Raw genomic sequence first — 16,910 nt, forward strand, 5'->3', positions numbered from 1 at the left:
ACGGGTCAGTCTGCCGGATGGATCGGCTAGAATGCCCGTTCGAGATTTTTTACCCGTGCGCGTCTTGCGAACCGCCAGCCACGGCCGCATCCGGCGCCCTTTCGCGGCAGCCCGCGCACGTCCAGCGTGAACCCCCTTTCCCCATCCACCACTTCAATCTGTTCAACATGAGCCAAGTCAAGCGTCTTACCGACCTGATCGCCGCCGGCCAGCTCGCCGGCAAGCGGGTGTTCATCCGCGCCGACCTGAACGTCCCGCAGGACGACCAGGGCAACATCACCGAGGACACGCGCGTGCGTGCGTCCGTGCCGGCCATCCAGGCCGCGCTCGACGCCGGCGCGGCGGTGATGGTCACGTCGCACCTCGGCCGTCCGACCGAAGGCGAATTCAAGCCGGAAGACTCGCTCGCGCCGGTCGCGAAGCGTCTCGCCGACCTGCTCGGCCGCGACGTACCGCTCGTCGCGAACTGGGTCGAGAACGGCGTGAACGTCGCGCCGGGCCAGGTCGTGCTGCTCGAGAACTGCCGCGTGAACAAGGGCGAGAAGAAAAATTCGGACGAGCTCGCGCAGAAGATGGCGAAGCTCTGCGACGTGTACGTGAACGACGCGTTCGGCACCGCGCACCGTGCGGAGGCGACCACCCACGGGATCGCGAAGTACGCGCCCGTGGCATGCGCGGGCCCGCTGCTTGCTGCGGAACTCGACGCGCTCGGCAAGGCGCTCGGCAACCCGGCGCGCCCGCTGGTCGCGATCGTCGCCGGTTCGAAGGTGTCGACCAAGCTGACCATCCTGAAGTCGCTGGCCGGCAAGGTCGACCAGCTGATCGTCGGCGGCGGCATCGCGAACACGTTCATGCTCGCGGCCGGCCTGTCGATCGGCAAGTCGCTCGCGGAAGCCGATCTCGTCGCCGAGGCGAAGGCGATCATCGACGAAGCGCGCGAGCGCGGCGCGTCGGTGCCGATCCCGACCGACGTCGTCACCGCGAAGGAATTCTCGCCGACGGCCGCGGCCACGGTGAAGCAGGTCGCCGACATCGAAGCGGACGACATGATCCTCGACATCGGCCCCGATACCGCCAAGGCGCTCGCGAGCCAGCTCGAGAAGGCCGGCACGATCGTGTGGAACGGCCCGGTCGGCGTGTTCGAGTTCGACCAGTTCGGCAACGGCACCAAGACGCTCGCCGAAGCGATCGCCAAATCGTCCGCGTTCTCGATCGCGGGCGGCGGCGACACGCTCGCGGCCATCGCGAAGTACGGCATCCACGACCAGGTCAGCTACATCTCGACGGGCGGCGGCGCCTTCCTCGAGTTCCTCGAAGGGAAGAAGCTGCCGGCGGTGGAAGTGCTCGAAACGCGGGCGGCCTGAGCGTGGCGGCGCGCGCAGGGGTGACGAAGGCCGCGCGCTCCGCGAAAGCGGAGCAGCCGGCCGGCGCGGGCAAGCGCACACGCGCGCCCGCGCGGGCGAACACCGCCCCGCGCGCACCGGCGGCCGCCGGCGACGCGGCCGTGCAGCACCACGAGATTCAGAACAAAGCGATGCCGGGCGCCAGCACCGGCACGCCCCCCGGAACGGCGGCCGCTGGGCCTGCCGCTTCCGGCTCTCGCAGCGTTTCACCCAGCGCATCCACCTTGATCCAGATGAGGAGTTTCATGCAGCGCGCCACCAAGATAGTCGCCACGATCGGCCCGGCATCCAGTTCGCCGGAGATTCTGCTGCAGATGATGCAGGCGGGCCTCGACGTCGTGCGGCTCAATTTTTCGCACGGCACGGCCGACGATCACCGCCAGCGCGCCGAAATGGTCCGCGAGGCCGCCCGCAAGGTTGGCCGCGAGATCGCGATCATGGCCGACCTCCAGGGCCCGAAGATCCGCGTCGGCAAGTTCGAGAACGGCAAGACGACGCTTGTGCCGGGGCAGCCGTTCATCCTCGATGCGGGCTGCGAACTCGGCAACGACGAGCGTGTCGGCCTCGACTACAAGGAGCTGCCGCGCGATCTGAAGCCGGGCGACCTGCTGCTGCTGAACGACGGCCTGATCGTGCTGACCGTCGAGCGCGTGCTCGGCGACGAGATCCACACGATCGTCAAGGTGGGCGGCGAGCTGTCGAACAACAAGGGGATCAACCGCCAGGGCGGCGGCCTATCGGCGCCGGCGCTGACCGCGAAGGACATGGAAGACATCCGCACCGCGATGTCGCTCGGCGCGGACCTCGTCGCGGTGTCGTTCCCGAAGAACGCGACCGACATGGAAATGGCGCGCCAGCTCGCGAACATCGCGGGCGCGCCGTACGGCATCAAGCCGAAGATGATCGCGAAGATCGAACGCGCGGAGGCGATTCCGGCGCTGCAGAGCATCCTCGACGCGTCCGACGGCATCATGGTCGCGCGCGGCGACCTCGCGGTCGAAGTGGGCAACGCGGCCGTGCCGGCGCTGCAGAAGCGGATGATCCGGATGGCGCGCGAGTCGAACAAGCTCGTGATCACCGCGACGCAGATGATGGAATCGATGATCTACGCGCCCGTGCCGACCCGCGCGGAAGTGTCGGACGTCGCGAACGCGGTGCTCGACGGCACCGACGCGGTGATGCTGTCGGCCGAGACGGCTGCCGGCAAGTATCCGGTCGTCACGATCGAGACGATGGCGGCCGTGTGCGTCGAGGCGGAAAAATCCGAAGAAGTCGAGCTGGACAAGGACTTCCTCGACCGCACGTTCACGCGGATCGACCAGTCGATCGCGATGGGCGCGCTGTTCACCGCGTACCACCTGGGCGCGAAGGCGATCATCGCGCTGACCGAATCGGGCGCGACCGCGCTGTGGATGTCGCGGCACTACACGCACGTGCCGATCTTCGCACTGACGCCGCGCGTCGGCAGCGAGCGCACGATGGCGCTGTACCGCAACGTGACGCCGCTGCACGTCGACTTCAACAGCGACCGCGATTCGGCGCTGCAGGCCGCGCTCGAAATCGTCGTCAAGCAAGGCTACGTGCAGCACGGCGACATGGTCGTGCTGACCGTCGGCGAGCCGATGGGGCAGGCGGGCGGCACCAACACGCTGAAGATCGTGCGGGTCGGCGAGCACTATTGAGCGCCGGCTGAACCGCATCGCGCCGGCCGGCAGACCGGCGGCCCGGATCGGCTGCAATCGATCCGGCACCGTTTTTTTGCGCACAAGCCGCGCGGGGTCCGAAGCCCCGCGCGGCTTTTTTTCTCCTTTTTGGCCCGATTGTGCCGTGCGAACGTAACAAATTGCGAGCGGGCGCCACCGGGCGGTCGGAATCGGAGGCGCTTCGCGATAAAATGCGGCTATTCGACGCTCAGCCGCGCCGCGCCGTCCCGGTTCACAGCGGAGCGAGCGCCGCGCCGGCGTCAGGGCGCACCGGTTTTCATTCCAAGGAGTTCCACAATGCCTCTCGTATCAATGCGTCAATTGCTGGACCACGCGGCAGAGCACGGTTACGGCCTGCCGGCCTTCAACGTGAACAACCTGGAGCAGGTCCAGGCGATCATGGCGGCGGCGGATCAGGTCGGCGCGCCCGTGATCATGCAGGCATCGGCCGGCGCGCGTAAGTATGCGGGCGAGCCGTTCCTGCGCCACCTGATCGAAGCAGCGGTCGAATCCTATCCGCACATCCCGGTCGTGATGCACCAGGATCACGGCCAGTCGCCGGCGGTCTGCACGGCCGCGATCCGCAGCGGCTTCACGAGCGTGATGATGGACGGTTCGCTCGAAGCCGACGGCAAGACGGTCGCGTCGTACGAGTACAACGTCGACGTGTCGCGCAAGGTCGTCGAGATGGCGCACTCGATCGGCGTGACGGTCGAAGCCGAACTGGGCGTGCTCGGCTCGCTCGAGACGATGAAGGGCGACAAGGAAGACGGCCACGGCGCGGAAGGCACGATGACCCGCGAGCAGCTGCTGACCGATCCGGAGCAGGCCGCCGACTTCGTGAAGCTCACGCAGTGCGACGCGCTCGCGATCGCGATCGGCACGTCGCACGGCGCGTACAAGTTCTCGAAGAAGCCGACGGGCGACATCCTGTCGATCCAGCGCATCAAGGAAATCCACGCACGCATTCCGAACACGCACCTGGTGATGCACGGTTCGTCGTCGGTGCCGCAGGAACTGCTGGCCGAGATCCGCGAATTCGGCGGCGACATGAAGGAAACCTACGGCGTGCCGGTCGAGGAAATCCAGGAAGGCATCAAGCATGGCGTGCGCAAGATCAACATCGACACCGACCTGCGTCTCGCGATCACCGGCGCGATCCGCCGCTACCTGTTCGAGAACCCGGGCAAGTTCGATCCGCGCGACTACCTGAAGCCCGCGCGCGAAGCCGCGAAGAAGGTGTGCGTCGACCGTTACCTCGCGTTCGGCTGCGAAGGCCAGGCCGGCAAGATCAAGCCGGTGTCGCTCGACAAGATCGCCGAGCAGTACAAGTCGGGCGCGCTCGCACAGGTCGTGCGCTGAGACTGTAGTACGATTGCCCCGCCCGGTTCTGCCGCCGGGCATGGGCTGGCTGCCCGTTCGGCCGGATTTGATCCGGCCCCGGCAGCCGTTCCGTCCGGCCGAACAAGGGCCGGCCGGCAGCCGCCCGGGCGCTGCGCCCGCCGGTTCGCCGACGTATTGCAAGACCGCCGTTCCCGCCTGCCGCGGGGAACGGCGTTTCCCTTTTTGTTTGGCTCCTTATCTGCGAAAAGACGATGTCTACCCTTTACGAATCCACGCTCCGCTCGCTGCCGCTTCTCGGTCGCGGCAAGGTTCGCGATAACTACGCGGTCGGCAACGACAAGCTCCTGATCGTCACGACCGATCGCCTGTCGGCCTTCGACGTGGTGATGGGCGAGCCGATTCCGAACAAGGGCCGCGTGCTGAACCAAATGGCGAACTTCTGGTTCGACAAGCTCGCGCACATCGTGCCGAACCACCTGACGGGCGACGCGCCGGAAGCGGTCGTCGCGGCCGACGAGGTCGAGCAGGTGAAGGGCCGCGGCGTGGTCGTCAAGCGCCTCGAGCCGATCATGATCGAAGCGGTCGTGCGCGGCTACCTGGCCGGCAGCGGCTGGAAGGAATACCAGGCGTCGGGCGCCGTGTGCGGCGTGCAGCTGCCGGAAGGCCTGCAGAACGCGCAGAAGCTGCCCGAGCCGATCTTCACGCCGGCCGCGAAGGCCGAGATGGGCGAGCACGACGAGAACATCACGTTCGAGGAAACCGAGCGCCGCATCGGCACCGAGCTGGCCGCGACGATCCGCGACATCTCGATCCGCCTGTACAAGGAAGCGGCCGACTACGCGGCGACGCGCGGCATCATCATCGCCGACACGAAGTTCGAATTCGGCCTCGACAATCACGGCAAGCTGTACCTGATGGACGAAGTGCTGACCGCCGATTCGTCACGCTTCTGGCCGGCCGACCAGTACGAAGTCGGCACGAACCCGCCGTCGTTCGACAAGCAGTTCGTGCGCGACTGGCTCGAGGCGCAGCCGTGGGGCAAGACGGCACCGGCGCCGGCGCTGCCGGCCGACGTGGTCGAGAAGACGGCCGCGAAGTACCAGGAAGCGCTCGAGCGCATCACGGGCCAGTCGCTTGCCTGAGAAGGAATGCACGAAAATGAGTGAAATCCAGACCGCCCACACGCACAGCGCGCCGCTGATCGGCGTGCTGATGGGTTCGAGTTCCGACTGGGACGTGATGAAGCATGCGGTCGCCATCCTGCAGGAATTCGGCGTGCCGTACGAAGCGAAGGTCGTGTCCGCGCACCGGATGCCCGACGAGATGTTCGACTATGCGGAGAAGGCGCGCGAGCGCGGGCTGCGCGCGATCATCGCGGGCGCCGGCGGCGCCGCACACCTGCCCGGCATGCTCGCCGCGAAAACCACGGTGCCCGTGCTCGGCGTGCCGGTCGCGAGCAAGTACCTGAAGGGCGTCGATTCGCTGCACTCGATCGTGCAGATGCCGAAGGGCGTGCCGGTCGCGACGTTCGCGATCGGCGAGGCCGGCGCCGCGAATGCCGCGCTGTTCGCGGTGTCAATCCTGTCCGGCAACTCGGTCGACTACGCGAACCGGCTCGCCGCGTTCCGCGTGCGCCAGAACGAAGCCGCGCACGCGATGGTGCTGCCGCCGCTGGAATGACGGCATGGCGCGCGGCCGCAGGACGCGGCCGGCGCCGGATTTTCCTACTGCGGCGGGCCTTTCCGCGTTCCGCCGCGACCGACCACTGACATGACCGCAACTCCTGATTCCGTTTCCCCGATCCTGCCCGGCGCGTGGCTGGGCATGGTCGGCGGCGGCCAGCTCGGCCGCATGTTCTGCTTTGCCGCCCAGTCGATGGGCTATCGCGTCGCCGTGCTCGATCCCGATCCGACGAGCCCCGCCGGCGCGGTCGCCGATCGCCACCTGCGCGCGGCGTACGACGACGAAGCCGCGCTCGCCGAACTGGCGGACCTGTGCGACGCCGTATCGACGGAGTTCGAGAACGTGCCGGCCGCGAGCCTCGATTTCCTCGCCCGCACGACGTTCGTCGCACCGGCCGGCCGCTGCGTCGCGGTCGCGCAGGACCGGATCGCGGAGAAGCGGTTCATCGAGGCGTCGGGCGTGCCGGTCGCGCCGCACGTCGTGATCGAATCGGCGGCGGCGCTCGCCGCGCTCGACGATGCGGCGCTCACCGCGGTGCTGCCGGGCATCCTGAAGACGGCCCGCCTCGGCTACGACGGCAAGGGCCAGGTGCGTGTCGCCACCGCGCAGGAAGCGCGCGACGCGCATGCCGCGCTCGGCGGCGTGCCGTGCGTGCTGGAGAAGCGCCTGCCGCTGAAATACGAAGTGTCGGCGCTGATCGCGCGCGGCGCCGACGGCCGCTCGGCCGCGTTCCCGCTCGCGCAGAACGTGCATCACAACGGCATCCTCGCGCTGACGGTCGTGCCGGCGCCGGCGGCCGACGCCGCGCGCGTCGAAGAGGCGCAGCAGGCGGCCGTGCGGATCGCCGATACGCTCGGCTACGTCGGCGTGCTGTGCGTCGAATTCTTCGTGCTGGAGGACGGCTCGTTCGTCGCGAACGAAATGGCGCCGCGCCCGCACAACTCCGGCCACTACACGGTCGATGCGTGCGCAACGAGCCAGTTCGAGCAGCAGGTGCGCGCGATGACGCGCATGCCGCTCGGCAATCCGCGCCAGCATTCGCCGGCCGCGATGCTGAACATCCTCGGCGACGTGTGGTTTCCCGATGGTGCTGCGGCTGACGCCGTCACGCCGCCGTGGGACACGGTCGCCGCGATGCCGGCCGCGCACCTGCACCTGTACGGCAAGGAAGAAGCGCGCGTCGGCCGCAAGATGGGCCACGTGAACTTCACGGCCGAGACGCGCGACGAAGCCGTCGCCGCCGCCACCGCGTGCGCGCAACTGCTGCGCGTGCCGCTCGACTGAGGCGCGGGCCGATGTCCATCGATCTCCCGAAGCACGTGACGCCCGCGCAGATCGACGCGGCCGCCGTGCTGCTCGACGCGGGCCAGCTCGTCGCGTTTCCGACCGAGACCGTCTACGGGCTCGGCGGCGATGCGGCGAACCCCGAGGCCGTCGCACGCATCTACGCGGCGAAGGGGCGGCCCGCGAACCATCCGGTGATCGTGCATCTGCCGCCCGGCGGCGATCCGGGCTATTGGGCCGACGACCTGCCGGCCGACGCGCACGCGCTGATCGATGCCTTCTGGCCGGGCCCGCTCACGCTGATCCTGAAGCGCCATGCGCGCATTCCCGATGCCGTCAGCGGCGGGCAGGATTCGGTCGGGCTGCGCTGTCCGTCGCATCCGGTCGCGCAGGCGCTGCTGGCCGCGTTCAGCGCGCGGCGCGGCGGCCACGGCGGCGTGGCCGCGCCGTCCGCGAACCGGTTCGGCCACGTGAGTCCGACGACCGCGCAGCACGTGCGCGACGAGTTCGGCGATACCGTGCACGTGCTCGACGGCGGCGCGTCCGAAGTCGGCATCGAGTCGACGATCCTCGATCTGTCGCGCGGCTTCCCCGCGCTGCTGCGCCCGGGTCACGTGACGCCGCAACAGATCGCCGACGTGCTCGGCCGCGCACCGAGGCTGCCGGACGGCAGCGATGCGACGGCGCCGCGCGCATCGGGCACGCTGAAAGCGCATTACGCGCCGCGCACGCCGCTCGCGCTGCTGCCGTTCGACGCGCTCGAGCCGCTGCTCGCGGCCGCGCAAACCGACGGCGAGCGCGTCGCGCTCGTCGCGCGCGCATCGCGGGCAGCGCACTGGGCGCAGGCCGACGGCGTGCATTTCATCGCGGCGCCGGAAGATCCGCAGGCCTATGCGCGCGACCTGTACGGGATGCTGCGGGCGCTCGACCGCGCGCAGGTCGCGCGCATCCTCGTCGAGAAGCTGCCCGAAACCGTCGAATGGATCGCGGTCAACGATCGTCTCGGCCGCGCGGCGGCCGCGTTCGAAGCGCGCGACTGACGCAGCCTTCGCCTTCCGCTCGCGAATGAAAAAACGCCTGACCGGCGCGAACCGGTCAGGCGTTTTCGCTTGGGCGCGTGGCCGGCAGCTTACTTGCCGACGCCGGATTTCGCGATCTGCTGTTCGACGTACTGCGCGAACAGCGCATGCAGGCGCGTCGTCGGGTGGACCGTGTCGGCGAACATGTAGGTCTGGTCCGCGTTCGCGACCGTGTAGGTCTGCGGCGAGCAGAACAGCGACGAGCCGAACGCGGTCGCGTTCGCGACGCCGTACTGCGTCGCGGCCTGGACCATCGCCTTCAGGTTGCAGGCCGTATCGGTGTTCTTCACGCTGAAGCCGTTCGCCTGGTAGTTGGCCGCGATGCCGTCCTGCCACGTGAACGAATCGACCACCGCGACCTTCGTCGTGTCGACCTTCAGCGCGGCCAGCGTGCCGACGAGCGTCTGGTTGAAGAGGCCCGACAGTTGCGTGAACGCGGCCTGCGTGCCGCCCTGCAGCGCGAGCGGCGTGCCGCCGATGTCCGGCACGTTCGCGACGAACACGTGCGTGGCGCCTGCCGCGACGATCTGCTGGACGATTCCGCCGAGCTGTTGCGCGGCCAGGCCGATCGCCTGCGCCGCCGCGAGCTGCGCGGCCGGTGTATTGCCTTGCGCCTGCGCGACCTGGGCCTGGTAGAAGATGTCGTTCGCGCCGCCGTTGATCAGCACGATCTGGCCGGCGTTGAAGCTGCCGTGCTGCGTCAGGTACTGCTTGACCTGATCGGCGATCGGCGTGGTGGTCGCCTGCGCGTAGTCGGGGTTCGGCACGCTCGCGTCCGCATGGCCGATGCCCGGCTGCAGCGTCACGCGCGAGCCGCCCTGCGCGTAGCCGAGGCCGCCGGTGGCCTGCAGCGGAATGCCGAAGCCGCCCTGGTTGGCGGGCTGCAGCGTGTCGCCGTAGTACTGCGCGACGTTCTGCGTCCACACCTGGCCCGGGTTGGTCGTGAAGCGGCCGCCGCCGAAGCCGAGCTTGATTTGCGAGTAGGTGCCGACGTCGGACAGGCTGTCGCCGAACGACACGATCTGCATCTTCACGCCCGACGGCGGCGTGGTCGACGCGCTGCTGCCGTTGTTGTCGTCGCCGCCGCCGCATGCGGCGAGCAACGCGAGCGCGGCGCCGGCGATCGCGACCTGCGCGGTGCGCAGCATGCGCCCACGCGTGCGGGAAAGTGCGTGTTGTTGTGTCTGCATCGTTCTATCTCCTCGTAGATATGGCCCTGATGTGTTTCTCATCTGCCGCGTGCCTGCTCGGTTCCGGGCTGCGCGGCGGCCGTTGGCTGAAACGGTTTATCGGTCGCGCGCAGCCGCCGGCGGCACGGTGCGCGGATCCTGGTTCGCGGCCTCGGCAATCTGCGCATGATAAGCGCTCGCCCATTCGGGCGGGCCGAAAATCGCGCGCAGCTTGTTGCGCCATCCGCCGACGCGCCACGCGTCGGACGCCATTGCCACCCACTCGTGGAACGTCGCGACGAGCGGGTTGTTCGAGCCGAGCCGCTCGACGATCCCGTACTGCGGCGGATCGTCGGGCGTTTCGTCGACATAGCTGCCGAACAGACGATCCCAGATCACCAGGACGCCTGCGTAATTGCGGTCGATGTAGCGCGCGTTGCGCGCATGGTGCGCGCGGTGGATCGACGGCGTGTTCAGCACGTATTCGAGCCAGCCGAGCTTGCCGATCGCCTGCGTGTGCACGAAGAACTGGAACGCGAGGTTGATCAGCACGATGCCGACGACCTGTTGCGGCGGAAAGCCGGCGAACGCGAGCGGCAGCCAGAACAGCCACATGCCCGCGACCGGGTACATCAGGCTCTGGCGGAACGCGGTCGAGAAATTCATCCGCTCGGACGAGTGGTGCACGACGTGCGCGGCCCACAGCCAGCGCACGCGATGACTCGCGCGATGGAACACGTAGTAGAGGAAGTCCTGCGCGACGAACAGCACCGCGAACGACAGCCAGCCGTCGTGCCACGTGTAAAGACGATAGTGCCGGTAGCAGTACGCATAGACGGGAATCACGAACAGCCATGCGAGCTTGTCGGCGCCCTGGTGCATCAGCGCGAGCGCCGCGTTGCACAGCGTGTCGCGCCACGCATAGATGCGGTCGTGCGCACGGGTGCGGGCGAGGTGCCAGGCCTCCCACGCGATGCAGAGCAGGAAGACGGGCGCCAGCGCGAGCAGAAGCAATTCGACGTCGAATCGCATGGGCGAGTGTCTCCTTCGTTCCCCTGCAAGCCATCAGGCCGGGCGTGTGGCCCGTTGTAGATATCGGTCAGGCCAACAGCCTACGCAATCGCCACGCGCTAGGCGAGGGGGCAGCGTAGAGGGTTCCCTCTGAGGACAGGGTTTCTACGGAATCCGTACTGCACGGGGCCGGGCGGTGCGGCCCCGTTTTGCGGGCATGGCGTGCGCACAGCGCGTCGCACGAGGGTGGCGGCTGCGTTTCAAACCGCGCGGTGCGAAATTTCGCGGGCGACGCGGAGCAGCGGGAGCGCGGGCCGCGTTGTCACGACGGCCCGATGCGCGGTGCGCGGCGCGTCAGTGCGCGCCCGCGTAGATCCACTCGAGCAGCGTGTCGTGCGCGGCGCGTGCGCCTTCCGCGCGATCGTCGTTGATGAAGCTGACCACGACGTAGCTCTGGCCGTCCGCGCCGGCGACGTAGCCGGCGATCGCGCGCACGTCGCGCAGCGTGCCGGTCTTGATGTGCGCGTTGCCGAGCACGCCCGCGTTGGTGAGGCGGTTCTTCATCGTGCCGTCGATGCCGGCGATCGGCAGCGAATCGACGAACGCCTGCGCGACGGGGCTCGCGTTCGCGGCTTGCAGCAGCGCGGCGAGCGACAGCGCGCTCACGTGCTCCTCGCGCGACAGCCCCGAGCCGTTCTCGAGCACGAGGTCGGGCATCGCGATGCCGTTCTTCTGCAGGAAGGCCTGGATCGCGCGGCTCGACTGCTCGGGCGTCGCGGGCGGCTTGCCGCTGACCGCGCCGATCGTCAGGAACAGGTTGCGCGCCATCACGTTGTTGCTGAACTTGTTGATGTCGTAGACGATGCTGCCGAGGACCGGGCTGTGATGCACGGCGAGCGGCCGTGCGGTGGTCGGCACCTTGCCTTCGCTCACCGGCCCCGCGATCGTGCCGCCGTCCTGCTGCCACAGCGCGAGGAAGCCGCGTGCGAAGAACGTCGTGTGATCGAGGATCGCGAGGTTGGTCGTGTGCGCGCCGCAGCGCAGCGGGTAGTCGCCGGCGAACGACGCGGTCATGATCCCGCCGCCGGCCGTCAGCGTCGGGCGCGCGGCCGCGGCGGCCGCGCTGCACGAGCCCGAGCCTTCGACGAGCTGGTTGTCGATCGACAGGTCCGCGAGCGGCGGCAGCACGTCGACGGCGACCTTGCCGTCGTCGCCCGGCGTGACCGTGAACGACACGGCCTTGAATGCGTACAGCAGCGGATCGGGGCCGACGTTGTACGGCGCGCTCGCATCGTCGTCGAACGAAGGCAGGTCGCGCGTCGACGCCGCGAAATAGCTCTTGTCGAGCACGAGGCCGCCGGCCACGCGCTTGACGCCGGCCTTGCGCAGCTTGTCGACGAGGTCGATCAGCTCTTCGGGCACGAGCTTCGGATCGCCGGTGCCCTTGATGTACAGGTTGCCCTGCAGCGTGCCGTCGGGATCGATCGTGCCGTCCGTGTACGCGGTCGTGCGCCAGCGGTAGTCGGGGCCGAGGATCGACAGGCCCGAGAAGGTCGTCACGAGCTTCATCGTCGAGGCCGGCAGCATCGGCCGGCTTGCATTCCACGCGATCAGCGGTTGCGGATCGCCGACGCGCTCGACCACGACGCTCATCGCCGATGCCGGCACCTTCGCGCGCTGCAGCGCGACGAGCACCGATGCCGGCAGGCCGGCCGCGCGCGCGGCCGGCGACACGACGGCGCTCTTGCGCGCTTCCTTGTGGGATTTCTTGCGGGCCTGCGCGGGCGGCGCGAACGCGAGCGCGGTGCAGGTGGCGACGACGGCGGCCGCCCGCAGGCAGACGCGGGCGCGAGGGGCGAACCGGGCGGAAAGATCGGAAATCGGCATGGGCGAATACGGGAAAAGCAGGGGGCTCGGGCAGGGCGCGCGGGGGCGCCGAAGCGCACATTGTAGAGACAAGTCGCGGCACGCCCCTTGCAATCCGCCTTACTGTTGCATTGCAGGGTGCCGCGCACGCGATTCGCGGCGCTACAATGGTCGCCGTGTTTGACTCGCCCCATGGATGCGTGGCCCGATGCGGATTCTGCTTGTCGAAGATGATCGAATGATTGCCGAGGGCGTGCGCAAGGCGCTGCGCTCGGACGGCTTTGCGGTCGACTGGGTGCAGGACGGCGACGCCGCGCTCACCGCGCTCGGCGGCGAGACGTACGATCTGCTGCTGCTCGATCTCGGGCTGCCGAAGCGCGACGGCATCGACGTGCTGCGCACGCTGCGCGGGCGCGGGCTGGCGCTGCCGGTGCTGATCGTCACCGCGCGCGACGCGGTCGCCGATCGCGTGAAGGGGCTCGACGCGGGCGCCGACGACTACCTCGTCAAGCCGTTCGATCTCGACGAGCTCGGCGCGCGGATGCGCGCGCTGATCCGTCGCCAGGCCGGGCGCAGCGAGTCGCTGATCCGCCACGGCGCGCTGACGCTCGATCCGGCCGCGCACCAGGTGACGCTCGACGGCGCGCCCGTCGCGCTGTCCGCGCGCGAGTTCGCGCTGCTCGAGGCGCTGCTCGCGCGGCCGGGCGCGGTGCTGTCGAAGAGTCAGCTCGAGGAGAAGATGTACGGCTGGGGCGAGGAGATCGGCAGCAACACGGTCGAGGTCTACATCCACGCGCTGCGCAAGAAGCTCGGCTCGGACCTGATCCGCAACGTGCGCGGGCTCGGCTACATGGTCGTCAAGGAAAGCTGACGCGTGCGGTCGATTCGTCATCAATTGCTGATCTGGCTGCTCGCGATCGTGGTCGCGGGCGTGGGCATGGCGGGCTGGCTCATCTACCGGCAGGCGCTCGCCGAGGCGAACGAACTGTTCGACTACCAGCTGCAGGAAATCGCCGCGGCGCTGCCGTCGGAGCCGTTCTCGCAGGTGTTCGGCTCGCGCACCAACGGCGACGAAGGCATCGTGATCCAGATCTGGAACCGCAACGGCGTGCTGATGTACTTCTCGCATCCGCGCGCGCCGATCGCGCCGCGCGCGGAGCTCGGCTTCTCGACCGAGCGCACCGATCGCGGCGAATGGCGCGTGTACGGCGCGATCGTCGGCGACAACGTCGTGCAGCTCGCGCAGCCGCTGTCGGTGCGCAACCGGCTCGCGGCGAACGTCGCGCTGCGCACGCTGTGGCCGCTGATCGTGCTGCTGCCGTTCCTCGGCGCGGCCGTGTGGGGAATCGTCGGGCGCGGGCTCGCGCCGCTCGGTCGCGTGACGCGCGCGGTCGAGGCGCGCCGGCCGGAAGCGCTCGATCCGCTGCCCGACGGCCGGCTGCCGCTCGAGGTGCAGCCGCTCGTGCGGGCGCTGAACGGGCTGCTCGCGCGATTGTCGTCGGCGCTCGACACGCAGAAGGCGTTCGTCGCCGACGCCGCGCACGAATTGCGCACGCCGCTCGCGGCCGTGCAGATCCAGGCGCAGCTCGTCGCGCGCGCGAAGGACGATGCATCGCGCCGCGAGGCGATCGCGGATCTCCAGGACGGCGTGTCGCGCGCGACGCGCCTCACCGAGCAACTGCTCGCGCTCGCCCGCGCCGAGCCGGACGGTGCGACGATGCGCGAACCGGTCGACCTGCAAGCGCTGCTCGCCGAATGCGTGGCCGCGCATGCGCCGCTCGCGCAGCGGCACGACATCGATCTCGGCTTCGAGGAAACGCGCGCGGCGAGCGTCGTCGCGGACGTCGGCGCGCTGCGCGTGATGTTCGGCAACCTGCTCGACAACGCGGTGAAGTACACGCCGGACGGCGGCCGCATCGACGTGTCGCTGACGCGCGACGCGGCCGGCCGCGCGTGCGTGCAGATCGCCGACAGCGGACCGGGCATTCCGGCCGACGAGCGCGAGCGCGTGTTCGACCGCTTCTATCGCGACAGCACGGCGCGCGCGCGCACCGACGTGTCGGGCAGCGGGCTCGGCCTCGCGATCGTCAAGCGCGTGGCCGCGCAGCAGGGCGCGACGGTGTCGCTCGGCGATGCGGCCGCGGGCGGCCTGCTCGTCAGCGTCGTGTTCCGCGATGCCGAGATGCCGGCCCAGGCGCCGCAGCCTTCCGAATCCGCCTGAAGGGACGCGGCGCCGGCCCGGCGCCGGAGGTCGCTTAAGCCCCGCTTAAGGCTGATTAAGCCTCCTTTAAGTCAGGGTCGTTACGCTGCGTCCTAACAACGAGGAGGTCCTACGATGAACACCCGATTCCTTGCACGCGGCACCGTCGCGGTCGCCGTGGCGGCCGCCCTGTCGGCAGGCTATTTCGCCGGTACCCGCCGCGCCGATCCGCAGATCATCACGCCCGCGCAGGCCGCCATGATGCCGGCCGAAGCCGCCGCCAAGACCGGCATTCCCGATTTCTCCGGGCTCGTCGAGACCTACGGCCCGGCGGTCGTGAACATCAGCGCGAAGCATGTCGTGAAGCAGGTGTCGCGGCGCGCGCCGCAGCCGCAACTGCCGATCGATCCGAGCGACCCGTTCTACCAGTTCTTCAAGCACTTCTACGGCCAGGTGCCGGGCATGGGCGGCGACGCACAGCCGGACGACCAGCCGAGCGCGAGCCTCGGGTCGGGCTTCATCGTCAGCGCCGACGGGTACATCCTCACCAATGCGCACGTGATCGACGGCGCGAACGTCGTCACGGTCAAGCTGACCGACAAGCGCGAATACAAGGCGAAGGTCGTCGGCTCCGACAAGCAGTCCGACGTCGCCGTGCTGAAGATCGACGCGAGCGGCCTGCCGACCGTGAAGATCGGCGATCCGGCGCAGAGCAAGGTCGGCCAGTGGGTCGTCGCGATCGGCTCGCCGTACGGCTTCGACAACACGGTCACGTCGGGCATCATCAGCGCGAAGTCGCGCGCGCTGCCGGACGAGAACTACACGCCGTTCATCCAGACCGACGTGCCGGTGAACCCGGGCAACTCGGGCGGCCCGCTGTTCAACCTGCAAGGCGAGGTGATCGGCATCAACTCGATGATCTACTCGCAGACGGGCGGCTTCCAGGGCCTGTCGTTCGCGATCCCGATCAACGAGGCGATCAAGGTGAAGGACGAGCTCGTGAAGACGGGCCACGTGAGCCGCGGCCGTCTCGGCGTGGCCGTGCAGGGGCTGAACCAGACGCTCGCGAGCTCGTTCGGGCTGCCGAAGCCGGACGGCGCGCTCGTCAGCTCGGTCGACGCCAACGGTCCGGCCGCGAAGGCCGGCCTGCAGCCGGGCGACGTGATCCTGTCGGTCAACGGTTCGCCGGTCGCCGATTCGACATCGCTGCCCGCGCAGATCGCGAACCTGAAGCCGGGTTCGAAGGCCGACCTGCAGATCTGGCGCGACAAGTCGAAGAAGTCGATCAGCGTGACGCTCGGCGCGATGGCCGATGCGAAGCTCGCGTCGAACGACGGCGGGCCGGTCGAGCAGGGCCGCCTGGGCGTCGCGGTGCGCCCGCTGTCGCCGCAGGAGCGCAACGCGGACAACCTGTCGCACGGGCTGATCGTGCAGCAGGCCGGCGGGCCGGCCGCCAACGCGGGCATCCAGCCCGGCGACGTGATCCTCGCGGTGAACGGCCGCCCCGTCACGAGCCCCGAGCAGTTGCGCGACGCGGTGAAGGGCGCGGGCAACAGTCTTGCTCTGTTGATCCAGCGCGATAATGCACAGATCTTCGTGCCGGTCGACCTGAGCTGACCGGCCACGGCCGACGGCCGGCCCGGCCGGCCGCGGCGGGCGCCGCCGCCGCTCGATCGCGTGACGCTGCGCCCCGTATGTGTTCCGACCCCAAGGAGAGAGCCATGCAACATCTACGCAACGTGTCCCGATTTGCCGTCGCCGCGGCGCTGACCGCCGGCCTCGCGACCGGTGCGACCGGCGCGTACGCGCAGTCGGACGGTCTGCCCGCCGCGAGCCAGCAAGGCGATATCAGCTATGTGTCGGGCGGTATCGGCAAGGACCAGTCGACGGCATTCCAGAGTAACGAGGCGTCATGGCCGCTGGCGCTGCGCTTCACCGGCAAGGGCGGCGAGTTCCTGGCCGACGTCCATGTCCGGATCGTCGACGGCAAGGGCACCGAGGTGCTGGCGACCGACGCGCGCGGGCCGTACATGCTGGTGAAGCTGCCGCCGGGGCGCTATACGGTGCATGCGTCGTACCAGGGCAGCGACGAATCGCGCGCCGTCACGGTCGGCGCGAAGGGCGGCGCGAAAGCCGCGTTCCAGTGGAGTGCGCAGTAGCCGCCCGCG

At 69.2% G+C, this 16,910-nt stretch carries 15 protein-coding genes; 11 read left to right on the plus strand and 4 right to left on the minus strand.

What is annotated here, in order from left to right:
* Positions 1-167 precede the first annotated feature (167 nt).
* A complete protein-coding gene (locus HWX55_RS23235; protein ID WP_050014551.1) occupies positions 168-1,364 on the plus strand; it encodes a phosphoglycerate kinase in 1,197 nt (398 codons plus the stop codon).
* A 157-nt stretch (positions 1,365-1,521) separates the two neighbouring features.
* Here HWX55_RS23235 and HWX55_RS36355 read toward each other — a convergent pair whose 3' ends face one another.
* Positions 1,522-1,650, minus strand: a complete 129-nt coding sequence (locus tag HWX55_RS36355; protein ID WP_021164118.1) for a hypothetical protein — start codon at positions 1,648-1,650, stop codon at positions 1,522-1,524.
* Here HWX55_RS36355 and pyk point away from each other — a divergent pair.
* From pyk to HWX55_RS23265, 6 genes are all read left to right on the plus strand, one after another.
* Positions 1,649-3,085, plus strand: a complete 1,437-nt coding sequence (gene pyk, locus HWX55_RS23240; RefSeq protein ID WP_050014704.1) for a pyruvate kinase — start codon at positions 1,649-1,651, stop codon at positions 3,083-3,085. The genes HWX55_RS36355 and pyk overlap by 2 nt on opposite strands.
* A 318-nt stretch (positions 3,086-3,403) precedes the next feature.
* The gene (gene fba / locus HWX55_RS23245; protein WP_006481730.1) at positions 3,404-4,468 is read left to right on the plus strand and encodes a class II fructose-bisphosphate aldolase; all 1,065 of its coding nucleotides are present in this window, start codon (positions 3,404-3,406) and stop codon (positions 4,466-4,468) included.
* A gap of 233 nt (positions 4,469-4,701) precedes the next feature.
* The gene (locus HWX55_RS23250) at positions 4,702-5,592 is read left to right on the plus strand and encodes a phosphoribosylaminoimidazolesuccinocarboxamide synthase (protein WP_027785305.1); all 891 of its coding nucleotides are present in this window, start codon (positions 4,702-4,704) and stop codon (positions 5,590-5,592) included.
* A gap of 16 nt (positions 5,593-5,608) precedes the next feature.
* Positions 5,609-6,130, plus strand: coding sequence for a 5-(carboxyamino)imidazole ribonucleotide mutase (gene purE / locus HWX55_RS23255; protein WP_006477946.1), 522 nt, complete (start codon positions 5,609-5,611; stop codon positions 6,128-6,130).
* A gap of 90 nt (positions 6,131-6,220) precedes the next feature.
* Positions 6,221-7,417 (plus strand): 5-(carboxyamino)imidazole ribonucleotide synthase, encoded by a 1,197-nt coding sequence (locus tag HWX55_RS23260; protein WP_175977429.1) that lies wholly within the window; start codon positions 6,221-6,223, stop codon positions 7,415-7,417.
* An 11-nt stretch (positions 7,418-7,428) separates the two neighbouring features.
* Positions 7,429-8,457, plus strand: a complete 1,029-nt coding sequence (locus HWX55_RS23265) for an L-threonylcarbamoyladenylate synthase (RefSeq protein ID WP_175977430.1) — start codon at positions 7,429-7,431, stop codon at positions 8,455-8,457.
* Positions 8,458-8,546: 89 nt separating this feature from the next.
* Here the strand turns inward: HWX55_RS23265 and HWX55_RS23270 are convergent, their stop codons facing one another.
* The 3 genes from HWX55_RS23270 to dacB form a co-directional block, all read right to left on the minus strand.
* Complete coding sequence (locus tag HWX55_RS23270; protein ID WP_175977431.1) at positions 8,547-9,686, minus strand: SGNH/GDSL hydrolase family protein; 1,140 nt, start codon at positions 9,684-9,686, stop codon at positions 8,547-8,549.
* Positions 9,687-9,782: 96 nt separating this feature from the next.
* Positions 9,783-10,697, minus strand: coding sequence for a sterol desaturase family protein (locus HWX55_RS23275; RefSeq protein ID WP_175977432.1), 915 nt, complete (start codon positions 10,695-10,697; stop codon positions 9,783-9,785).
* A 333-nt stretch (positions 10,698-11,030) separates the two neighbouring features.
* Positions 11,031-12,563: a D-alanyl-D-alanine carboxypeptidase/D-alanyl-D-alanine-endopeptidase gene (dacB, locus tag HWX55_RS23280; RefSeq protein WP_050014537.1), complete on the minus strand. Its 1,533-nt coding sequence runs from the start codon at positions 12,561-12,563 to the stop codon at positions 11,031-11,033.
* Positions 12,564-12,750: 187 nt separating this feature from the next.
* Between dacB and HWX55_RS23285 the strand changes: the two genes are divergently transcribed.
* The 4 genes from HWX55_RS23285 to HWX55_RS23300 all read left to right on the plus strand — a co-directional run bounded on the left by HWX55_RS23285 (position 12,751) and on the right by HWX55_RS23300 (position 16,901).
* Positions 12,751-13,413, plus strand: coding sequence for a response regulator (locus HWX55_RS23285; protein WP_050014536.1), 663 nt, complete (start codon positions 12,751-12,753; stop codon positions 13,411-13,413).
* Positions 13,414-13,416: 3 nt separating this feature from the next.
* On the plus strand, positions 13,417-14,763 hold the full coding sequence (locus tag HWX55_RS23290) for an ATP-binding protein (protein WP_050014534.1): 1,347 nt from the start codon (positions 13,417-13,419) through the stop codon (positions 14,761-14,763).
* Positions 14,764-14,877: 114 nt separating this feature from the next.
* Positions 14,878-16,359 carry a DegQ family serine endoprotease gene (locus tag HWX55_RS23295; protein WP_175977433.1) on the plus strand — a complete coding sequence of 494 codons (1,482 nt, stop codon included), beginning with the start codon at positions 14,878-14,880 and terminating at the stop codon, positions 16,357-16,359.
* 104 nt (positions 16,360-16,463) lie between these two features.
* Complete coding sequence (locus HWX55_RS23300) at positions 16,464-16,901, plus strand: carboxypeptidase-like regulatory domain-containing protein (protein WP_175977434.1); 438 nt, start codon at positions 16,464-16,466, stop codon at positions 16,899-16,901.
* Positions 16,902-16,910 lie beyond the last annotated feature (9 nt).

Origin of the sequence: Burkholderia sp. BCC1047 (genome assembly GCF_902833155.1) — a bacterium.
Taxonomy (GTDB): domain Bacteria; phylum Pseudomonadota; class Gammaproteobacteria; order Burkholderiales; family Burkholderiaceae; genus Burkholderia; species Burkholderia sola.